The organism is Moraxella sp. CTOTU47724 (genome assembly GCF_032014955.1).
In the GTDB taxonomy this organism is placed as follows: domain Bacteria; phylum Pseudomonadota; class Gammaproteobacteria; order Pseudomonadales; family Moraxellaceae; genus Faucicola; species Faucicola tetraodonis.
Genome location: NZ_DALZSV010000022.1, coordinates 1 through 16,468 on the forward strand (window position 1 = coordinate 1; position 16,468 = coordinate 16,468).

The 16,468-nt window shown below is 43.6% G+C and carries 12 protein-coding genes; 8 read left to right on the top strand and 4 right to left on the bottom strand.

The genetic code is table 11. The annotated features are described in order from the left end of the window. The 3 genes from RTR63_RS06210 to RTR63_RS06220 form a co-directional block, all read right to left on the bottom strand. The coding region (locus RTR63_RS06210; protein ID WP_312523284.1) for an FAD-dependent oxidoreductase at nucleotides 1-1,078 on the bottom strand (1,078 nt) is incomplete at its 3' end. 187 nt (nucleotides 1,079-1,265) lie between these two features. Beyond that, complete coding sequence (locus tag RTR63_RS06215) at nucleotides 1,266-3,221, bottom strand: bifunctional protein-serine/threonine kinase/phosphatase (protein WP_312523286.1); 1,956 nt, start codon at nucleotides 3,219-3,221, stop codon at nucleotides 1,266-1,268. A gap of 132 nt (nucleotides 3,222-3,353) precedes the next feature. Beyond that, on the bottom strand, nucleotides 3,354-4,826 hold the full coding sequence (locus tag RTR63_RS06220; RefSeq protein ID WP_312523287.1) for an MFS transporter: 1,473 nt from the start codon (nucleotides 4,824-4,826) through the stop codon (nucleotides 3,354-3,356). Nucleotides 4,827-5,322: 496 nt separating this feature from the next. Here RTR63_RS06220 and RTR63_RS06225 point away from each other — a divergent pair, with 496 nt between their 5' ends. The 8 genes from RTR63_RS06225 to bfr (RTR63_RS06260) all read left to right on the top strand — a co-directional run bounded on the left by RTR63_RS06225 (nucleotide 5,323) and on the right by bfr (RTR63_RS06260) (nucleotide 14,759). Further along, a complete protein-coding gene (locus RTR63_RS06225; RefSeq protein ID WP_312523288.1) occupies nucleotides 5,323-6,648 on the top strand; it encodes an NAD(P)/FAD-dependent oxidoreductase in 1,326 nt (441 codons plus the stop codon). 39 nt (nucleotides 6,649-6,687) lie between these two features. After that, nucleotides 6,688-9,459 carry a molybdopterin-dependent oxidoreductase gene (locus tag RTR63_RS06230; RefSeq protein ID WP_312523289.1) on the top strand — a complete coding sequence of 924 codons (2,772 nt, stop codon included), beginning with the start codon at nucleotides 6,688-6,690 and terminating at the stop codon, nucleotides 9,457-9,459. A 222-nt stretch (nucleotides 9,460-9,681) separates the two neighbouring features. Further along, complete coding sequence (locus RTR63_RS06235) at nucleotides 9,682-11,706, top strand: TonB-dependent receptor domain-containing protein (RefSeq protein WP_312523290.1); 2,025 nt, start codon at nucleotides 9,682-9,684, stop codon at nucleotides 11,704-11,706. Between the two features lie 470 nt (nucleotides 11,707-12,176). Next, entirely contained in the window at nucleotides 12,177-12,842 is a 666-nt protein-coding gene (locus RTR63_RS06240) for a MotA/TolQ/ExbB proton channel family protein (RefSeq protein WP_312523291.1), read from the top strand. A gap of 47 nt (nucleotides 12,843-12,889) precedes the next feature. Continuing rightward, nucleotides 12,890-13,291, top strand: a complete 402-nt coding sequence (locus RTR63_RS06245) for an ExbD/TolR family protein (protein ID WP_138018842.1) — start codon at nucleotides 12,890-12,892, stop codon at nucleotides 13,289-13,291. Between the two features lie 76 nt (nucleotides 13,292-13,367). Further along, nucleotides 13,368-13,571: a (2Fe-2S)-binding protein gene (locus tag RTR63_RS06250; RefSeq protein WP_312523293.1), complete on the top strand. Its 204-nt coding sequence runs from the start codon at nucleotides 13,368-13,370 to the stop codon at nucleotides 13,569-13,571. Between the two features lie 202 nt (nucleotides 13,572-13,773). After that, entirely contained in the window at nucleotides 13,774-14,253 is a 480-nt protein-coding gene (gene bfr, locus RTR63_RS06255) for a bacterioferritin (RefSeq protein WP_007116451.1), read from the top strand. Nucleotides 14,254-14,288: 35 nt separating this feature from the next. Beyond that, nucleotides 14,289-14,759: a bacterioferritin gene (bfr, locus tag RTR63_RS06260; protein WP_239741556.1), complete on the top strand. Its 471-nt coding sequence runs from the start codon at nucleotides 14,289-14,291 to the stop codon at nucleotides 14,757-14,759. Nucleotides 14,760-15,021: 262 nt separating this feature from the next. On the opposite strand, the gene RTR63_RS06265 is transcribed toward bfr (RTR63_RS06260), so the two are convergent. After that, entirely contained in the window at nucleotides 15,022-16,020 is a 999-nt protein-coding gene (locus tag RTR63_RS06265; protein ID WP_239741557.1) for a zinc-binding alcohol dehydrogenase family protein, read from the bottom strand. Nucleotides 16,021-16,468 lie beyond the last annotated feature (448 nt).

The following is a 16,468-nucleotide window of genomic DNA, read 5'->3' on the forward strand; positions in this document are numbered from 1 at the left end:
TATACACGCCTGTTTTTGGGTTTTGGTAGACAAAGCTTAAACTGTCTTTGATTTTGCCATGGGCATCACCGATACTGCCGACATCTACGCCCATCAGTTTAAGTTTGGTACTCATATCGGCACCGTCAAATAGGCTGTCATGCTCACCTGCTATTTGTGAGGCACATACGCTTGCCATGGTGTAGCCTGGAGCAACCAGCCCGTAGATTTTGTTATCCCATAATGCACATTCTCCAATCGCATAAATATCTGGCTCGCTTGTTTGACATCTGTCATCAATGACGATACCGCCACGTTCGCCAAGTTTTAGCCCAGAATCTCGTGCCATAGTATCTTCAGGGCGAATCCCAGCACTAAATAGAATCAAGTCGGTATCAAGTAGCGTACCATCGGCAAACTGCATGGTTAAAAAACTGGCGTCATCGTCATGGTTGTCGATGATTTGCTGAGTATTTTTACCGGTTAGTACCGTAACGCCCAAGTCTTCGATTTTTTTCTTTAACAACTCTCCGCCTGCGGCATCTAGCTGTACGCCCATAAGTTGGGGTGCAAACTCGACCACATACGTGGTTAACCCCAAAGTGACCAAGGCTTTTGCGGCTTCAAGTCCGAGCAGACCGCCACCCACAACCACGCCACGCTGTACTCGAGAATTGGCGGCGGTGGCGATGATGGCGTCTAAGTCATCAATGGTGCGATACACATGGCAGTGGGCATGGTCATTGCCCTGTACTGGGGGTACGAACGGATACGAGCCTGTTGCTAACACCAATTTTTCAAATTCTAAGGTGTTGCCCTTGCTGGTGATAAGGGTTTTGGTTTGCGCATCAAAACTTGCGACGCCTTCACCCAAATGCAAAGTAATGCCCGCTTGCTCATAGTTTGCCAGATCCACTAAATTAAGCTGACTGGCGTCTTTATGTTCAAAATAACTGGATAAATAGACACGGTCATAGGCAGGGCGACTCTCAGCACTAAACACATGGATTTGGTAAGTTTGGTGTAGGCGTTTTTCAATCGCTTTTTCGATAAAGTGGTGCCCGACCATCCCATTACCGACGACGATAAGATTTTTCATGTATTTATCCCTTCTAACGAAACATTGGCTTTTTGACTAGGATAATGATTGGCTTTTGGCGAGTATTATCCCAAGTTTTTCTATACTGTTATATAAGCAAACTTTATGCCAATATTTAAATTAATTATAAATTTCAATGGGTTAAAATATATAGGTTAATTGTCTATTAAGAAAAATAAATCACATTTTAGTGATTTAACCCAACCAGTAACCAAGTGATGAGCAACAGCGCTGCTAATATGCCACTGACCAGTTGCCAAAATAGCACAGGATGTTTATCAATCAGCGGCTGCTTGGCTTTATCATCAGCATGGCTTTTGGGGTCAAGGTCGGTGAGAAAATCGCCAATGCTCTGATAGCGGCGGTTGCTATCTGCTTGCAATGCACGAATCAGCACGTCATTGACCCAAAATGGCAAATCCGTGCGCAATTGCCGCACGTTTTTGAACGCCAGTTTTTGGGTGGTTTGGGCGGTCATCGCAGTGGTCAAGGTGTCGACATCGAATGGTTGTAGCCCCGTCAGCATCTCATAAGTCACTACACCCAGCGAGAAAATATCGGAATACACCCCTTTTGGTGCATCGCTAAAATATTCGGGGGCAATATAATGCAAATCGCCCACAGGCGGTGTATGACCAGTTCTTAAGAGCAACGAGCCAACCGAACCAAAGTCAATGAGCTTGATATGACCCGATGGCAGCAGCATGATATTTTCGGGCTTGATATCTTGATGGAGAAGATAATTACGGTGCATGGCTCGCAGCGCCATGCCGATTTGATTGACAATAGCAAAGGTTTGGGCAACCGATAACGGCGGCTGGGTGTCGATAAATTCACGCAAGCTCATGCCTTGCAAAAATTCGGTGACATGGTACAGATACTGGCTATTCATCGGCTTGGGGTAAAATTTTAGTAAGCTTGGGCGATTGAGGCTTAACCCTATTTTTTCTTCTTTTAAAAACAGCCGTAAAAATCCGCTATCGTCTTCATAATAGGCAGATGGCACTTTGATAATACGCTGATTATCGGCTGTGTCAGCGGTGCTGTCGGTTGCCAAATACACGCTACTGCGTGGCGTGTTTTGCACCACTTTGTCAATGGTAAAATGATCAAGCTTGTCGCCGACAGTCAGCACAGGCGGAATGCGTAAACGGGTAACGGCATGACGACTGTCTGTATGTTCAGCAAGGTCAGCTTTGTCAAAATCTGCATTCGCCAAAATTCTCGCAACTTTTGGTAAGACGGCTATCATCACGCAACTGACATTGTCATTACTGCCATTTTCCAATGCCACTTGGCACAAGGTTTCTGGCAAATTTTCTAAGTCTAGGGTAGTGGAATTATCCAGCGCCAACAATTTGCCCAATGCCGATTGGGTGAGTAACAATAATTCATCATCACCGATAAATTCATACACCCCATCGGTCATTATCAAAAACACATCTTCGGGCAACACATCAATTTGGGCAAGTTGTAATTCTACATGGGCATCTGCGCCAAGTGCAGCGGCTAACGCGCCTTTGTCTCTCCCTCGTTTGTGTCTGTGGTCTTGGGTGAGTATGCGCAGTTTGTTGTGTCGTAGCCGATAGATACGGCTATCGCCCGTGTGAAATAACACTGCCGAGTGCTCGGATAATAAAGGCTCGGTAAATAGCAGCCCCGATAAGGTTGAAAGTAATTTGGGCAAATACCGCTGCGAGGCTGAATCAAAGCTGTCAGGGTGATCACTAAAATACAAAAAATCATTGATAATATGCACGCTTTTGGTGAGCATTTGCGCCAGCGTTTCGGCACTGTTGTTGTTCAATAAATCGCTAGTAGCAGGGCTAGTAATAGGGCTAGTAACAGGGGTTGTTACCATGTCAGCTTGGTGCATGGTCAATTGGTCGATCAGCGTATCAATCACCCATTGACTGGCGAGCTTTGGTTGTCCGCAGCTGCTGACGCCGTCAGCTAAAGCAGTGACTTGCCATGCAAGATGAGCGACGCTGCTATCCCCTGTTGGCACCAGCGTTTGCATTGTCAAGGTGTCTTGGTTTTCCGCTTTGCGCCCTGCATGACTCGCAGCACGGGTCAGCAGTTGCGGTAAGGATTGCGGTAAGGATTGAGAACTGGGGGGATTTTGCTGAATGGCTTTTGACATGGGTTTTTCCTTACTAGCACGGTTGCTACGCATTGTGCAAAAATGAAAAAAGGGCATACACCCTTTTTTGCCTTACTAACTAGATTTCCTTGTCCACTGGTTGACTGTTTTTTGGTTGGATTTGAAGAGCGATTAGGCTATCGCAATCCGCTCAATCGTGCCATCTTCGTGCACCTCAACCATATGTCCTTGTGGCTCGCTCAAGAAGGTCGCGCCAATAAAGGCAATTCCTGCAAAAATCGCGAGGGTAATAAAGAATCCTGTTGGCGATACCATAGAGAAAATAGTCAAAAACAATACCCCACCTACGTTACCATAGGCACCCACCATACCAGCAATTTGCCCTGTCATACGGCGTTGAATGAGCGGAACCACTGAATACACTGCACCGCATGCTGCTTGCACAAATACAGAAGTAAGCAGCACGATTGCCACTGCACCCGCCAATGGTAACTTGGTCATTTGCGTCATTAGCAGATAACCCACCGTTTGCCCTGCCAATGCAATCATCAATACTTTACGACGACCGACCGCATCGGACATAAAACCACCGCCAGGACGAGCAAATAAATTCATCACCGCAAAACAGCCTGCAGTCAACCCTGCTACAGTATGCGATACACCATAGTTGGTAATAAAAAATTGCGGCAACATCGACACCACTGCCAATTCAGAGCCAAAACATGCTAAATACGCCATGTCCAAAATCGCCACTTGTTTAAACTGATAACCATATTCTGGATTTACCGCAGGGCGAGATGTATCAAATAAATGCTTATTGACTGACCAGATTTTGATATATTGATAGACTACAAGCACCGCCACCACCGCATATGCCAGCATGGTTTGATTAGCGGTTAATAATTTTAATCCGCTAGGTGACAAACGCCACGCCAACAAAAACAAAATCGCATAAATCGGTAAAATCATCACCGCATAAAAGTAAAAGTCTGCTTTGCTGGATACTTCCAAGCCGCCTGATTTTTTTGGTTTAAAATAAGTCGCGCCTTTGGGTGTATCACTGACGCCACGATAAAAAATGACCGAATAAACAATCGCAATCACGCCTGTTGTCGCAATCGCATACCGCCAACCGTCTGCACCGCCATACATTAAGGCAAGAATCGGCATCGACATCGACGCTACTGCCGCCCCAAAATTGCCCCAACCGCCGTACACCCCTTCTGCCGAGCCGACTTCATTGACAGGAAACCATTCTGAAATCAAACGAATCCCAACCACGAATCCTGCACCGACAAAACCTAGCAAAAACCGCCCAATCGCCAGCATTTGGAAACTTTGAGCAAAAGCAAACACAAAACACAAAAAACCGCTAATCAACAACACAGCACTATACGAACGCTTGGGGCCGTATCTATCGACCATCGCGCCGATTAGCAAACGGGCAGGAATGGTCAAAGCCACATTGAGCATCAAGATCGCTTTGACTTGTCCATCGCTCAAATGAAAATATTGTTTGATGGTTGGCATCAATGCCACATGAGCAAACCAAATTAAAAAGGTGACGAAAAAAGCAAACCAGGTGTAATGTAACACCTTGATACGGGGTAATTTCATAGCAAACAGCGGTAAACGTTGGGGCATCTGCTTCTCCTTTAAGTAAGCCTGTACGGTTCACGGTAACAAGGCAAAAGCAATATTTATGCCATTATCATAAACTTTTGTTTTTACAATAATTTTTTTGATGACCCATCAATTAGCTATTTTTTGCTGTGATAAAACTTTCACCGATTAGTATGAATCATAAAAATTTGACGCCGTACTGCACTATTTTGGTAAGTAATCGATAAGGTGAAAAAATAATGCAAATAAATAGGCAAAAAAATGTCTAAAAATATTTTAAAAACCGTCAAACAGTCATGCACAGTTAAAGAGATTAAATTCAAAGAGTGGTTAACATCCATCACACTGTCCGGCAAATAAAAGCCAAAATTTAAAACATCATAGAAAACAGTAAAAAACAACCGCTTAAAACGGTTGGCATAAATTTTGAATTATTAAATTTTAAAGTGCTAGATTCTAAAGTGCTAAATTTTAAAGTATTTAAATATCGGGTCGGATAAGCAAGGTCAGCCAAGCAATGCAACATACACACATTCTTATCATAGGGGCAGGGATGGCAGGGACACGCTTTGCTATGCAGTATGCCAAAAGCAGATTGAGTGCCCACAGCGGACTGGGGATTGATAGCCAAGGCGAGCAAAGTCAAGATGAGTTTGCCATCACGCTTATCAACAGCGAGCCATATGCAGGCTATAACCGTATTATGCTATCGCCTGTATTGGCAGGGGAAAAACGCTTCGCTGAGATTTATCTATTTTCTCAAGAGGAGTACGCCAACCATAACATCACTGTAAAGACAGGTTGCACTGTTAGCGATATCAATCTTGCTGCTCATCAGGTCATCACCGACAGCGGCGAAACCATCGACTATGACAAATTGGTGTTTGCCACAGGTTCAACGCCATTTATTTTGCCATTGCCCAACCATACCGCAAAAGGCGTCATGGGTTTTCGTACCAAAGCCGATGTGGATGCTATGCTAGATATCGCAAAAACCAATCATAATGGCAAAAAATCTCCAAAATGCTTGGTTATCGGCGGTGGGTTACTCGGTCTTGAGGCTGCCAATGCTTTGGTGCAACAGGGAGCGAAAGTCACTGTGGTACATGGGGCAGGCTATTTACTCAATCGCCAACTGGATAAAACCGCTGCCGATTTACTGCAAACTTACTTTGAAAACAAAGGTATTGAGTTTGTGCTCAACGCCAACTCCCAAGCGATTTGTGTGGATGAGGATAACCAGGTCACTGGACTGACTTACACGGATAATGTCGACACATCCATCCCTGCCAAAACCATTGACAGCGATTGCATTATCATGACTGTCGGCGTGCGACCCAATATTGCCCTTGCGCAACAGGTCGGTATCACTTGCGAGCGGGGGATTTTGGTTGATAACCAAATGCGAACCCATACCCCAGACGTGTATGCGATTGGTGAGTGTGTACAGTTTGACAACCAACTATTTGGGCTCGTCGCACCTGTGTATGAGCAAGCCAATATTCTGCTACATACCTTAAACGAGCAGCCAGGCAGCATCTCGCCCGTGTTTAGCATACAACCAACAGCAACCAAACTAAAGGTCTCGGGCGTGGCACTATTTTCGGCAGGTGATATCGATGTAAGTCACGACTGCGAGCAATTGATTTATCAAGACCCTAGCCATAGCATCTACCAAAAAATCACCGTAAAAGACGACCGTATTTTATCTGCAGTACTATATGGTGATGTACAAGAGGGCGGTTGGTTTTTTGAACTGATTCAAAATCAACAAGATATTTCAGCCATCAAAGATAAATTACTGTTTGGCAAAGCGTTTTGTGAAGAGTTGCTGGCGGGCTGATCTGACTGGTAGAAATCAAAAATAGTAAAAGGTTAACGTGTGACAACAACTATACAACATTTAGCACCACAAAAATCTCCCCTGACGCAAGTCAAGACCACCTGTGCCTATTGCGGTGTTGGCTGTGGCGTGTTGGCGACGATTGATGAGAATACCCAACACGTCAGCATTGACGGTGATCCAACCCATCCTGCCAACTTTGGCAAATTATGCTCCAAAGGCAAAGCGTTGGGCGATACGCTTGATCGTGACCGCCGTTTGGCACATCCGATGATTCATGGCGAGCCAGTCGATTGGGATACCGCCACCGACTTTGTTGCCAAATCATTGCAACAGATCATTGATGAATATGGCGCCGACAGCGTTATGCTATATGTATCGGGGCAACTGCTCACCGAAGATTATTACGTGGCAAACAAATTTACTAAAGGTTTTTTGGGTACCAATAATTTGGACTCCAATTCTCGACTGTGTATGTCATCAGCGGTGGCTGGCTACAAGCGAGCATTTGGCTCGGACACTGTGCCTTGTAATTATGAAGACATCGAAAACAGCGACCTATTTATCATTATCGGTTCGAATATGGCGTGGTGTCATCCGATTTTATTTGGTCGGTTAAAATCCAGCAAACAAGCCAATCCCAATAAAAAAATCGTGGTGATTGACCCGCGGGCCACTGACAGCACCGCGATTGCCGACTTGCATTTGCCGATTCGCTCTGGCACAGATACCCATTTATTTGTCGGACTACTCAATTACTTGCACCAAAACGGCTATGCCAATCACGATTATCTCAGGCATTGTGACAATCTTGCTGATGCGCTTGCAGCCAGTGACAGTTGGACGATTAAAAAAGTTGCCAAAATCTGCGGTGTCGACGAAAGTGATTTAACCAAGTTTTACCAATTGTTTGCCACTACCACGAAAACCGTGAGTTTTTACTCCATGGGTGTCAATCAAGCCAGTAATGGCACTGATAAGGTCAATAGCATTATCAATTGCCACCTTTATACAGGCAAACTGGGTTATCAAGGGGCAGGGGCGTTCTCAATCACAGGGCAGCCCAATGCCATGGGTGGGCGAGAGGTCGGGGCGTTAGCCAATCTGCTTGCCAGTCATTTTGAGCTCAAAAACAGCGACCATCGTCAAACAGTAGCCAACTTTTGGCAAGCACCGACTAGTATTAGTGGTAAAGATGGTATCAAGGCAACCCAATGTGCCGATGCTATTTTGGAGGGGCAAATTAAAGCGATTTGGATTATGGCGACCAATCCTGTAGTCAGTCTACCAGAAGCAGACAAATTTGCCATGGCGTTACAGCAATGCCCACTGGTCATCGTGTCTGACTGCTCAAAAGACAGCGACACGCTCGACTTTGCTCATGTGGTTTTGCCCGCGCAAGGCTGGAGTGAAAAATCAGGCACGGTCACCAACAGCGAACGCCGTATCTCTCGCCAGCGCCGCTTAGTCACCCCATTTGCTGATGCCAAGCCCGACTGGTGGATAGTCAGCCAAGTGGCACAGAAAATGGGTTTTGTGGGTTTTGATTACACCCACGACTACCAAGTGTTTGCCGAACACGCTCGGCTTAGTGGCGAGAAGAATGGCGGTGAAAAAAATACAGATAGTCGAAGTTTTAATATCAGTCATTTAGCCAATATTAGCCAAAACGAGTATGATAATTTGGCACCGTTTCAATGGGGTCAACCGCATTATTTTGGACTACAAAAACAAGACCCATATACCACTATCGGCACCACTTACACCGATACCCAAAAACTGCATTTTGTCACCGTTACTCCTGCAGTACCCAAGTCATTGCCTGATGAGCAATATCCACTGGTGCTTAACACAGGTCGCTCGCGTGACCAATGGCATACCATGACCCGCACAGGGATTGCCCCACAGCTCAATCAGCATTTACCGCACCCACTGGTTGCGATTCATCCAAGTGACGCCAAACCTTTGGGTCTACAAAATAACGATTTTGTGCAAATTAACAGTCCCAACGGTACTATCTTAGTACGGGCGGATGTGACCGAAAAACAACGCCAAGGCGATGTGTTTATACCCATGCACTGGAATCAGCACTTTGCTGCCAATGCGCGTGTCGGTAAGCTTATTAGCAATCATTATGACCCCTTTTCACAGCAACCGCAGCTCAAGCACCAACCTGTCAGGCTGCAAAAGCTGACCATGCAAGCATTTGGATGGTTATTGATTGATAAACATTGTGATGAAAACCTGCTAACTTGGCTCGAATCGCCAGATATGACTTATTGGGTGCGTAATCGCCAGTCAAACAGTAGCCAGTATTTTTTTGCCATTGATAATCAGTCTGCGGTCATGACCACTTGGTTTGATAAGCAATATTGGCAACAGCAGTTAAGTGTATGGCTCAATCAACAGGCGCAAGCCTACAACTTTGATATTATCCATTATCAACATATTGATACCGATAACACCAGCCAAGATTTACGCCTTGCGATATTGCAAAACGGGCAAGTCCATGCGCTAGTATTTTTGAGCACCCATGAGCACAAACTACCTACCCATAACTGGCTTGATAGCCAATTTGGCACAACGCTCGATAGCCATACGCGTAAATGGCTACTAATGGGCAAACCTGCCACGGGTTTTATTGATACAGGGCGGATTGTTTGCTCTTGTATGTCAGTGGGTGAAAATACCATTGTTGAAACGATAAAAAAATATCACTGTAAAACCGTCGTTGAGGTTGGCAAACATTGCAAAGCAGGCACCAATTGTGGCTCCTGTCTAGGAGAGATTAGCAAGATTTTGGCGGGGTGACATTGTTATAACTTATTGAAAGGATTATTGGGCGAACTTTGAGCCACTTTATCATTTCGCTTGATGTTGCCTGATTTTACTTGGTTACTTATTGATAACTAGCGTTAGACATTTAAAAAAAGAGGAGAAGAATTGAAAATATTAATTGATAATGATTATCATTTATATTATTATTCTTGCTGCTTTGTAACAATTGTCTTTTTTTTATATTTGAGTGATTTTATGAATACTGCCAATGCTAGTTTACCGCCGCGCGGTGCTTTGCGCTATTTAAGTCTGTGTGTATTAACCACCCTTTATTCACCGTTGGTAACAGCGAGTGAGCCAGAACCCGTCACTACTTTGCAGACCATTACTTTTAATGCCCGTCAATATACCCCAGCCAAACAAACTGAGAACGTCCGCCATGAGAGCTCAGTCAAGGTACAGCAAGCTGATTTACTCAATCAATATTTACCGACGGTTGCTGGGCTGAATGTCGGTGGCACTTCGGGGATGGATCAGCATATTTATATTCGCGGTTTGGGCTCAGACAATGCAGGCAGTGCCTTAAAAATCACTGTGGATGGGGTGCGCCAACCGGAAACGCGCGGCTTCCACCATGCCGGGATTAGTGGACTTGACCCAGATTTGTATAAAACAACAGAGGTGTCAGTGGGTAATAACTCGGTGACTTTGGGCAATAATGCCATCGGTGGCGGTGTGGCGTTTACCACGGTGGATGCACAAGACTTGCTACTACCTGATCAAAAAATGGGGGCAAAGGTTAAACTGGGCTATGCCAGTAACGATCACCAATTTCAACGAAGCTTAACTACCTATGCCAAACCCAATGAGCAGTTGGACATGATTGTGTCTTATAGTGAGCGTGACAGCGATGGCGGCGAAGATGGCAAAAGCAACCACATCCAAGGTGATGATATTACTATCAAAAGTATACTAGCCAAAGTCAATGTGATGCCGGCAGAAGGTCACAAAATTACTGCCAGTTACCAAAGCTATGATAATGACGGCAACTATCCATTTCGCCCCAATATCGGCTACCAAGCCAATTTACCCGCTAATATTCACCCTGGCTACAGCAATAATGAAACCTATGCACTCGGTTATGAGTATAAACCGCATAGCAATTTTGAGCTAAACAGCAAAATTTATCATTTAACCAATGAATCGCTATCGCAAGGACTGCGCGGCACGACCCCCATGCGTATAGCCACGACAGGCAAAACCGATGGCATGACGGCAAGTATCAAACAGCAACTGACGCAGCATCATGGTGACCATGCTTTGACACATACGCTCAACTATGGGGTAGAAGGCTATAAAAAATCAGCGACGTTAGAGAGTAGTGATATCACAGAAGACGCTACCAGCGTAGGGGTGTACTTACAAGACCGAATCGAATTGGGACGATTTGCGCTGACGCCTGGCGTACGCTTTGACCATTATAGGCCGTCAGAGCGCTTAAGCAGTGACGACTATAATCAACTGTCGGGCGCATTGGCAGGGGAATTTAAACTGACGCCAAATCACAGCTTATTTGCCAGTTATACCCAATTGTTTAATGGACCACCCTTGCCAGAAACCATCCACCAATCTGGGCAAACCTTCGTCAATAAAGACCTCGAAGCAGAAACAGGCGCAAACGCAGAGCTGGGTATCAGTAGCCGTTTTCAGGGGGTGTTTGACAGTCAAGACAGTATGTCGCTGACCGCCAAAGTCTTTGATACCCAGTATGACAATAAAATCGACCGCTTAACAGGCATTGACTGTGCCACAGGCAACACAGTGACAGGCGGGCAATGTGCCAGCTACATCAATGCAGGCGAAACTACCGTTAAAGGCTATGAGCTGAGCGCAAAATATCGGCTAAACAATATGCGCTTGAATGCAGGCTATGCTCATGCCAAAAGCGACACCGAGCAAGGCTACCAACTCAACAAAGACGCAGGCGATCAGTTAAACCTTGGCTTTAATTATGACATCAATGACCGATTTAGCCTTGGAAGTGCCATCCGCCATGTCAAAGGTTTAACGCGTCGCACCAGCGCTACTGATATGGCTGATTTGCCAAGTTTTACCACCTATGATGTATTTGGTAGCTATCGTACAAGCGCGTTACCGCAATTAACCGTGGATGCTGGCGTATATAACCTTACAGATGCCTACTACTATGAGCACGTATCCAATACGGGTGATAAAGCCATGGGACGCAATGTCAAAGTAGTGCTAAGTTATCAGTTTTAAACTCAATGGGTGATAACCATCAGCATGATGGATTGCCCATTGCTGTTTAGCATTTTCACAAAATATTGCAGAAAAATTTTGCTTATGTCCAAAATCCAATTTTTTATTCGTCCTACTATCACAAGGTTTGGTGGGGTATCAAAACAATTGCCTAGGGTATTCATCGGTGTAACCGAAAACTGCATTTTGCGCAAGGTATTCATCCTAGTCGATACTGTAAGTTATTAATAGCTTTGTGTTAGTTTTGCCCAAGATAAAGATAACACAAAGCGAAGATAAAAAAGTAACTTGAGGTTTTAAAGCCATTTGATATCAAAGTTGCTTAATATTTTAAACTCGCTTAATTAAAGTGGTTTAATACAGTCGCTGGTTAAATTGAACCTAATTTTTAATATTTTTGTTGATAATGATTATCATTTATACTAACATTTAAAGTTAGTTTTTATATTTATCGTGTTATAGGAATGATTATGGATTTTGCAAATTACTGGCAATATACAGATGTAGTGACCAAGACGTTATTTTTTGTGTTAATTATTTTATCGATGCTGTCTTGGATTACAGGCATTTTACGTATCTTAAATAGCCAAAAAATTGCCAAAACAGTGTCGCAAGATTTAACCCAGCAAATTTACCAACAGCAATCTCAACTGACTACCTTATCCCTAGACAATCAAAAATTAGTCACTGAGCAGCAGTTACTGCAACAGCTCAATCGCTACCGTTTTGCCAGTGAGCAGGGCTTAAATATCCTTGGCACGACCGCTGCCATTGCCCCTTTTATTGGGTTATTTGGTACCGTGTGGGGGATTTTTCATGCCTTGCATAGCATCGCTAAATCAGGTCAAGCAGGACTTGGTCAAGTCGCAGGACCGGTTGGGGAGGCTTTGATTATGACTGGGCTTGGGCTTGCGGTAGCGATTCCTGCGGTCATTATGTACAATGTCATCGTACGAATCAATCGCAAAGCCATGCATCAAGCGAATGACACGGCGCATACCTTGCTTGCCAACGTGTTAATGAATTCTTCCACCCAAGTTACGCAAACTAGTTTAGCCACTCAACCACATTTGCAAACCAGCTCGCAGCCCAAGCAACAAACTAACGCCGCTGACTTAATGCTGAAAAACGCCTAACCTTGACCCATCGCTAAACAGATAAATGAATAAACAGGGAATAACTTATGGCATTTCAACTCGGTGATGACGCTTCGACGGGCATGAATGAAATCAATCTGATTCCACTGATTGATATCATGCTGGTATTGATGATTATTTTTTTGGTGACGGCAACGGTAATCAATCCCAGTGTACCGCTAAATTTGCCCAAAACCTCGGCACAAGTCAATGAAGCCCCGCCCAAAGTGATACAAGTAAGCATTGATAAAGATGGCAAGATTTTTTGGGATGATGCCAGTATCAGTTTGGCGCAATTGAACACACGCTTTGCCGAACAGGGCAAATTAAGCGAGACCCCAAGCATTCAGCTGCGCGTCGATAAAGACAGTCGATATGATAACGTCGCGCAAATCCTAGCAACAGCGAGCGAAAACAAGCTAACCAAGATTGCGTTTGTCAGTGAATAACCTGATTGATAAAATTTTTATTGATAATAAGAATAATTATCATTATTATATAAGAAAATTTATCAACGAGGTGCGTATGTTTGTGTGTATCTGTAATGCCGTCAAAGAAAGTCAAATCAAAACAGCCATTGAACAAGGTCATGACAGCTTAGAAGCATTACAAGCTGAGCTTAATGTGGCTACTTGCTGTGGCGGCTGTCAGCCAATGATTGAAGGTTATCTTGAAGAGTACGCGCAGAGCATCAATAACTATACGCACCTATTTATTGAAGTTGCCTAATGTATTAACGTTGCCTAGTTTATTAAGTTGCCTAATGAGCTGTTAGCGTACACACCCAAACTTATTCATTAATCTCAATGAATGAGCGACTGACAAATATTGTAAATTATTTGCTGCGGTGAATTGTTTTTAATGTCACTTTAATTTAGTATTTCAGATAATACCCAACCTTTGTTTCTGTTCATTTTTCAAGGATATACCCATGAAAGGCAGCCAAGCTGTTATTGATTATCTAAATTTCTTAATTAGTGGTGAACTGGGGGCTCGTGACCAGTACTTTATTCATGCGCAAATGTATCATGAATGGCATTATCCAAAACTTCATACGCGTATGCATCATGAAATGGAAGAAGAAAGCGATCATGCGCGTGCCTTAATCAATCGGGTGTTGATGCTAGAAGGCACACCCAACATGAAAGTTGCCGATATCAACATCGGTCATGATGTGCCAAGTATGCTAAAAGCCGATCTTCAGCTTGAATATGCGGTTCGTCAACATCTCAAAGACGGCATTGCGCTTTGTGAGCAAGAGCAAGACTATGTAACCCGTGAGATTTTGGTCGCCCAATTGGTCGATACCGAAGAAGACCATGCGCATTGGTTAGAGCAGCAGCTAAGACTGATTGATATGATGGGACTACCTAATTATCTGCAATCTCAGCTCGGTGACATCTCTGAATAAGGCGACAAAGCAATAAGGCAACTAAGGTAAACATTATGCAAGTCGATAAAGAAATTCTAAGAGCGCTAAACCAAGTTTTGGGTCAGGCACTGATTGCTATTAACCAGTACTTCTTGCACGCGCGTATCGCCAAAAACTGGGGACTGAGTGAACTCAATGAAAAATTGTATCATCAGTCGATTCATGAGATGAAATGGGCAGATGACCTCATTGAGCGTATCTTAATGCTAGATGGTCTGCCAAACTTGCAAGAGCTTGGCAAAATTTTAATCGGTGAAAATGTTGGTGAAATTTTGCGTTGTGATTTGCAATTAGAGTATCAAAAAACTGACATCATCAAAAATGCGATTGCTTTATGTGAGCAGCAGCGTGATTTTGTCTCTCGCAAATTATTGATCAAACTCAAAGACGGGAGTGAAGAGCACATTGATTGGCTAGAAACGCAAATGGAACTAATGACCTCGATGGGTATCGAAAATTATACGCAAAGTTTATTAGATTCATAAAGCGTATCAATGTGTTGGAATAACTGTATGAACCATCAATATACCCAAGCTGCGTTGATTTCTGTCATCTCTATACTGATGGCATCGCTTATCATCATCTTAGTGGCAGTAATTTATTGATTATCGTTTTAGTTTTCGAGTTTGGCATATTGGCATAGCCAAGATGATGAGTGATTTCGGCTGGCAGTTTTCGTTCTGCCAGCCTTTTGGTGAGTTATTTTAAGAGTCTGTATTGCCCAAGATATGTTCTACAAAATGCGTGTTAGAAACCTTCTAGTACAATTTTGCCTTTTGACTTACCTGATTCAAGCAACTTATGCGCCTTCTCCAAGTTTGCAGCGTTAATTTTGCCTAGATTTTGGTTGAGGGTACTTCTAATTTTTTGCTGGTCAACTAATTGGGCAACCTGTTGCAGCAATTCACCTTGCTTTTCAATATCATCGGTTTCATACATTGAACGGGTGAACATCAGTTCCCAATGGATAGAAATAGATTTAGTCTTAAACGGCATAATATCAAAGGTTTGTGGATCATCGATCAATCCAAGCTTGCCTTGTGGTGCAATCAGAGAAACTATTTGCTTGATATAGGTGTCTGTATGATTGGTAGAGAATACATACTTTGGTTTTTCAATACCTAGTGTCTCGATTTGTTCGTTTAAATCTTTGCTATGGTCGATGACATGGTCGGCACCCAATGATTTTACCCAAGATTTAGTTTCTTCACGTGACGCTGTGGTTATCACGGTCAGATTGGTTTTTGCTTTTAGGAGTTGGATAGCGATTGACCCTACACCGCCTGCACCACCAATAATTAAAATACTGCCAACTTCTGTTTCTGAAATTTGAAACCGATCAAACAGCATTTCCCATGCGGTGATAGCAGTTAATGGCAATGCTGCGGCTTCTGCATTAGACACTGTAATTGGTTTAAGACTGATGATTCGTTCATCGACTGCTTGAAACTCAGCATTACTACCATCTCGGGTTAAATCGCCTGCATACCAAACACAATCTCCGACTTTAAACGAGGTAACTTTTGAGCCAATTTCAATAATTTCTCCAACGGCATCCCAACCTAAAATACGATTATTTGCTTCAGACGAATTTTTTCTCACTTTGGTATCAACGGGATTCACAGAGATTGCCTGAACTTTTACCAGTACATCACGCTCTTTAAGCGTAGGCTTCGCTTTTTCAATATCTACCAATGAATTTTTAAAATCATCTTGGTTATTGATAACATATGATACGGCTTTCATGGATTTGTCCTTTTGTAATAGTAGATTTAATAGCGGGGTAGTTTAATTAAATGCATCATTTTTATTGTATTGCAGACAGGCTGGCTTGGGTCAGTCAGTCTAATCTCATAGAATTAATGAAAAATAGTCGATATTCTGAGGCCAGGCTAGGCTAGGCTAAAGGTGCAAGGTCAAGGGCGCAAGGTTAAGGATACAAGCTAAGCCCACATTTTGCGCCTGTGTTTGCGCGAAGAATAGCCCTTGGTAAAATGCCGTCATTCATCATTGTATCAGTGTACCGAATCAAGGGTAGCGACTGCAACATCATTTACACCTTATCACTTATGCTTGTCACTTATGCTGGTTTCTTTGTTATCTATGGTTAGAGTAAGCATAAAGGGAGTAATATCAACCTAAAATTTAAGCGGATACAGACATTCCCCACGACCTAAAGCATAAATGCTTATGT

Excerpts from the sequence above, each read along its gene's own strand:
- RTR63_RS06215 (WP_312523286.1), bottom strand. The coding sequence starts at position 3,221 with ATGTCAAAAGCCATTCAGCAAAATCCCCCCAGTTCTCAATCCTTACCG.
- RTR63_RS06220 (WP_312523287.1), bottom strand. The coding sequence starts at position 4,826 with ATGCCCCAACGTTTACCGCTGTTTGCTATGAAATTACCCCGTATCAAG.
- RTR63_RS06225 (WP_312523288.1), top strand. The coding sequence starts at position 5,323 with ATGCAACATACACACATTCTTATCATAGGGGCAGGGATGGCAGGGACA.
- RTR63_RS06235 (WP_312523290.1), top strand. The coding sequence starts at position 9,682 with ATGAATACTGCCAATGCTAGTTTACCGCCGCGCGGTGCTTTGCGCTAT.
- RTR63_RS06240 (WP_312523291.1), top strand. The coding sequence starts at position 12,177 with ATGGATTTTGCAAATTACTGGCAATATACAGATGTAGTGACCAAGACG.
- RTR63_RS06245 (WP_138018842.1), top strand. The coding sequence starts at position 12,890 with ATGGCATTTCAACTCGGTGATGACGCTTCGACGGGCATGAATGAAATC.
- RTR63_RS06250 (WP_312523293.1), top strand. The coding sequence starts at position 13,368 with ATGTTTGTGTGTATCTGTAATGCCGTCAAAGAAAGTCAAATCAAAACA.
- bfr (WP_007116451.1), top strand. The coding sequence starts at position 13,774 with ATGAAAGGCAGCCAAGCTGTTATTGATTATCTAAATTTCTTAATTAGT.
- bfr (WP_239741556.1), top strand. The coding sequence starts at position 14,289 with ATGCAAGTCGATAAAGAAATTCTAAGAGCGCTAAACCAAGTTTTGGGT.
- RTR63_RS06265 (WP_239741557.1), bottom strand. The coding sequence starts at position 16,020 with ATGAAAGCCGTATCATATGTTATCAATAACCAAGATGATTTTAAAAAT.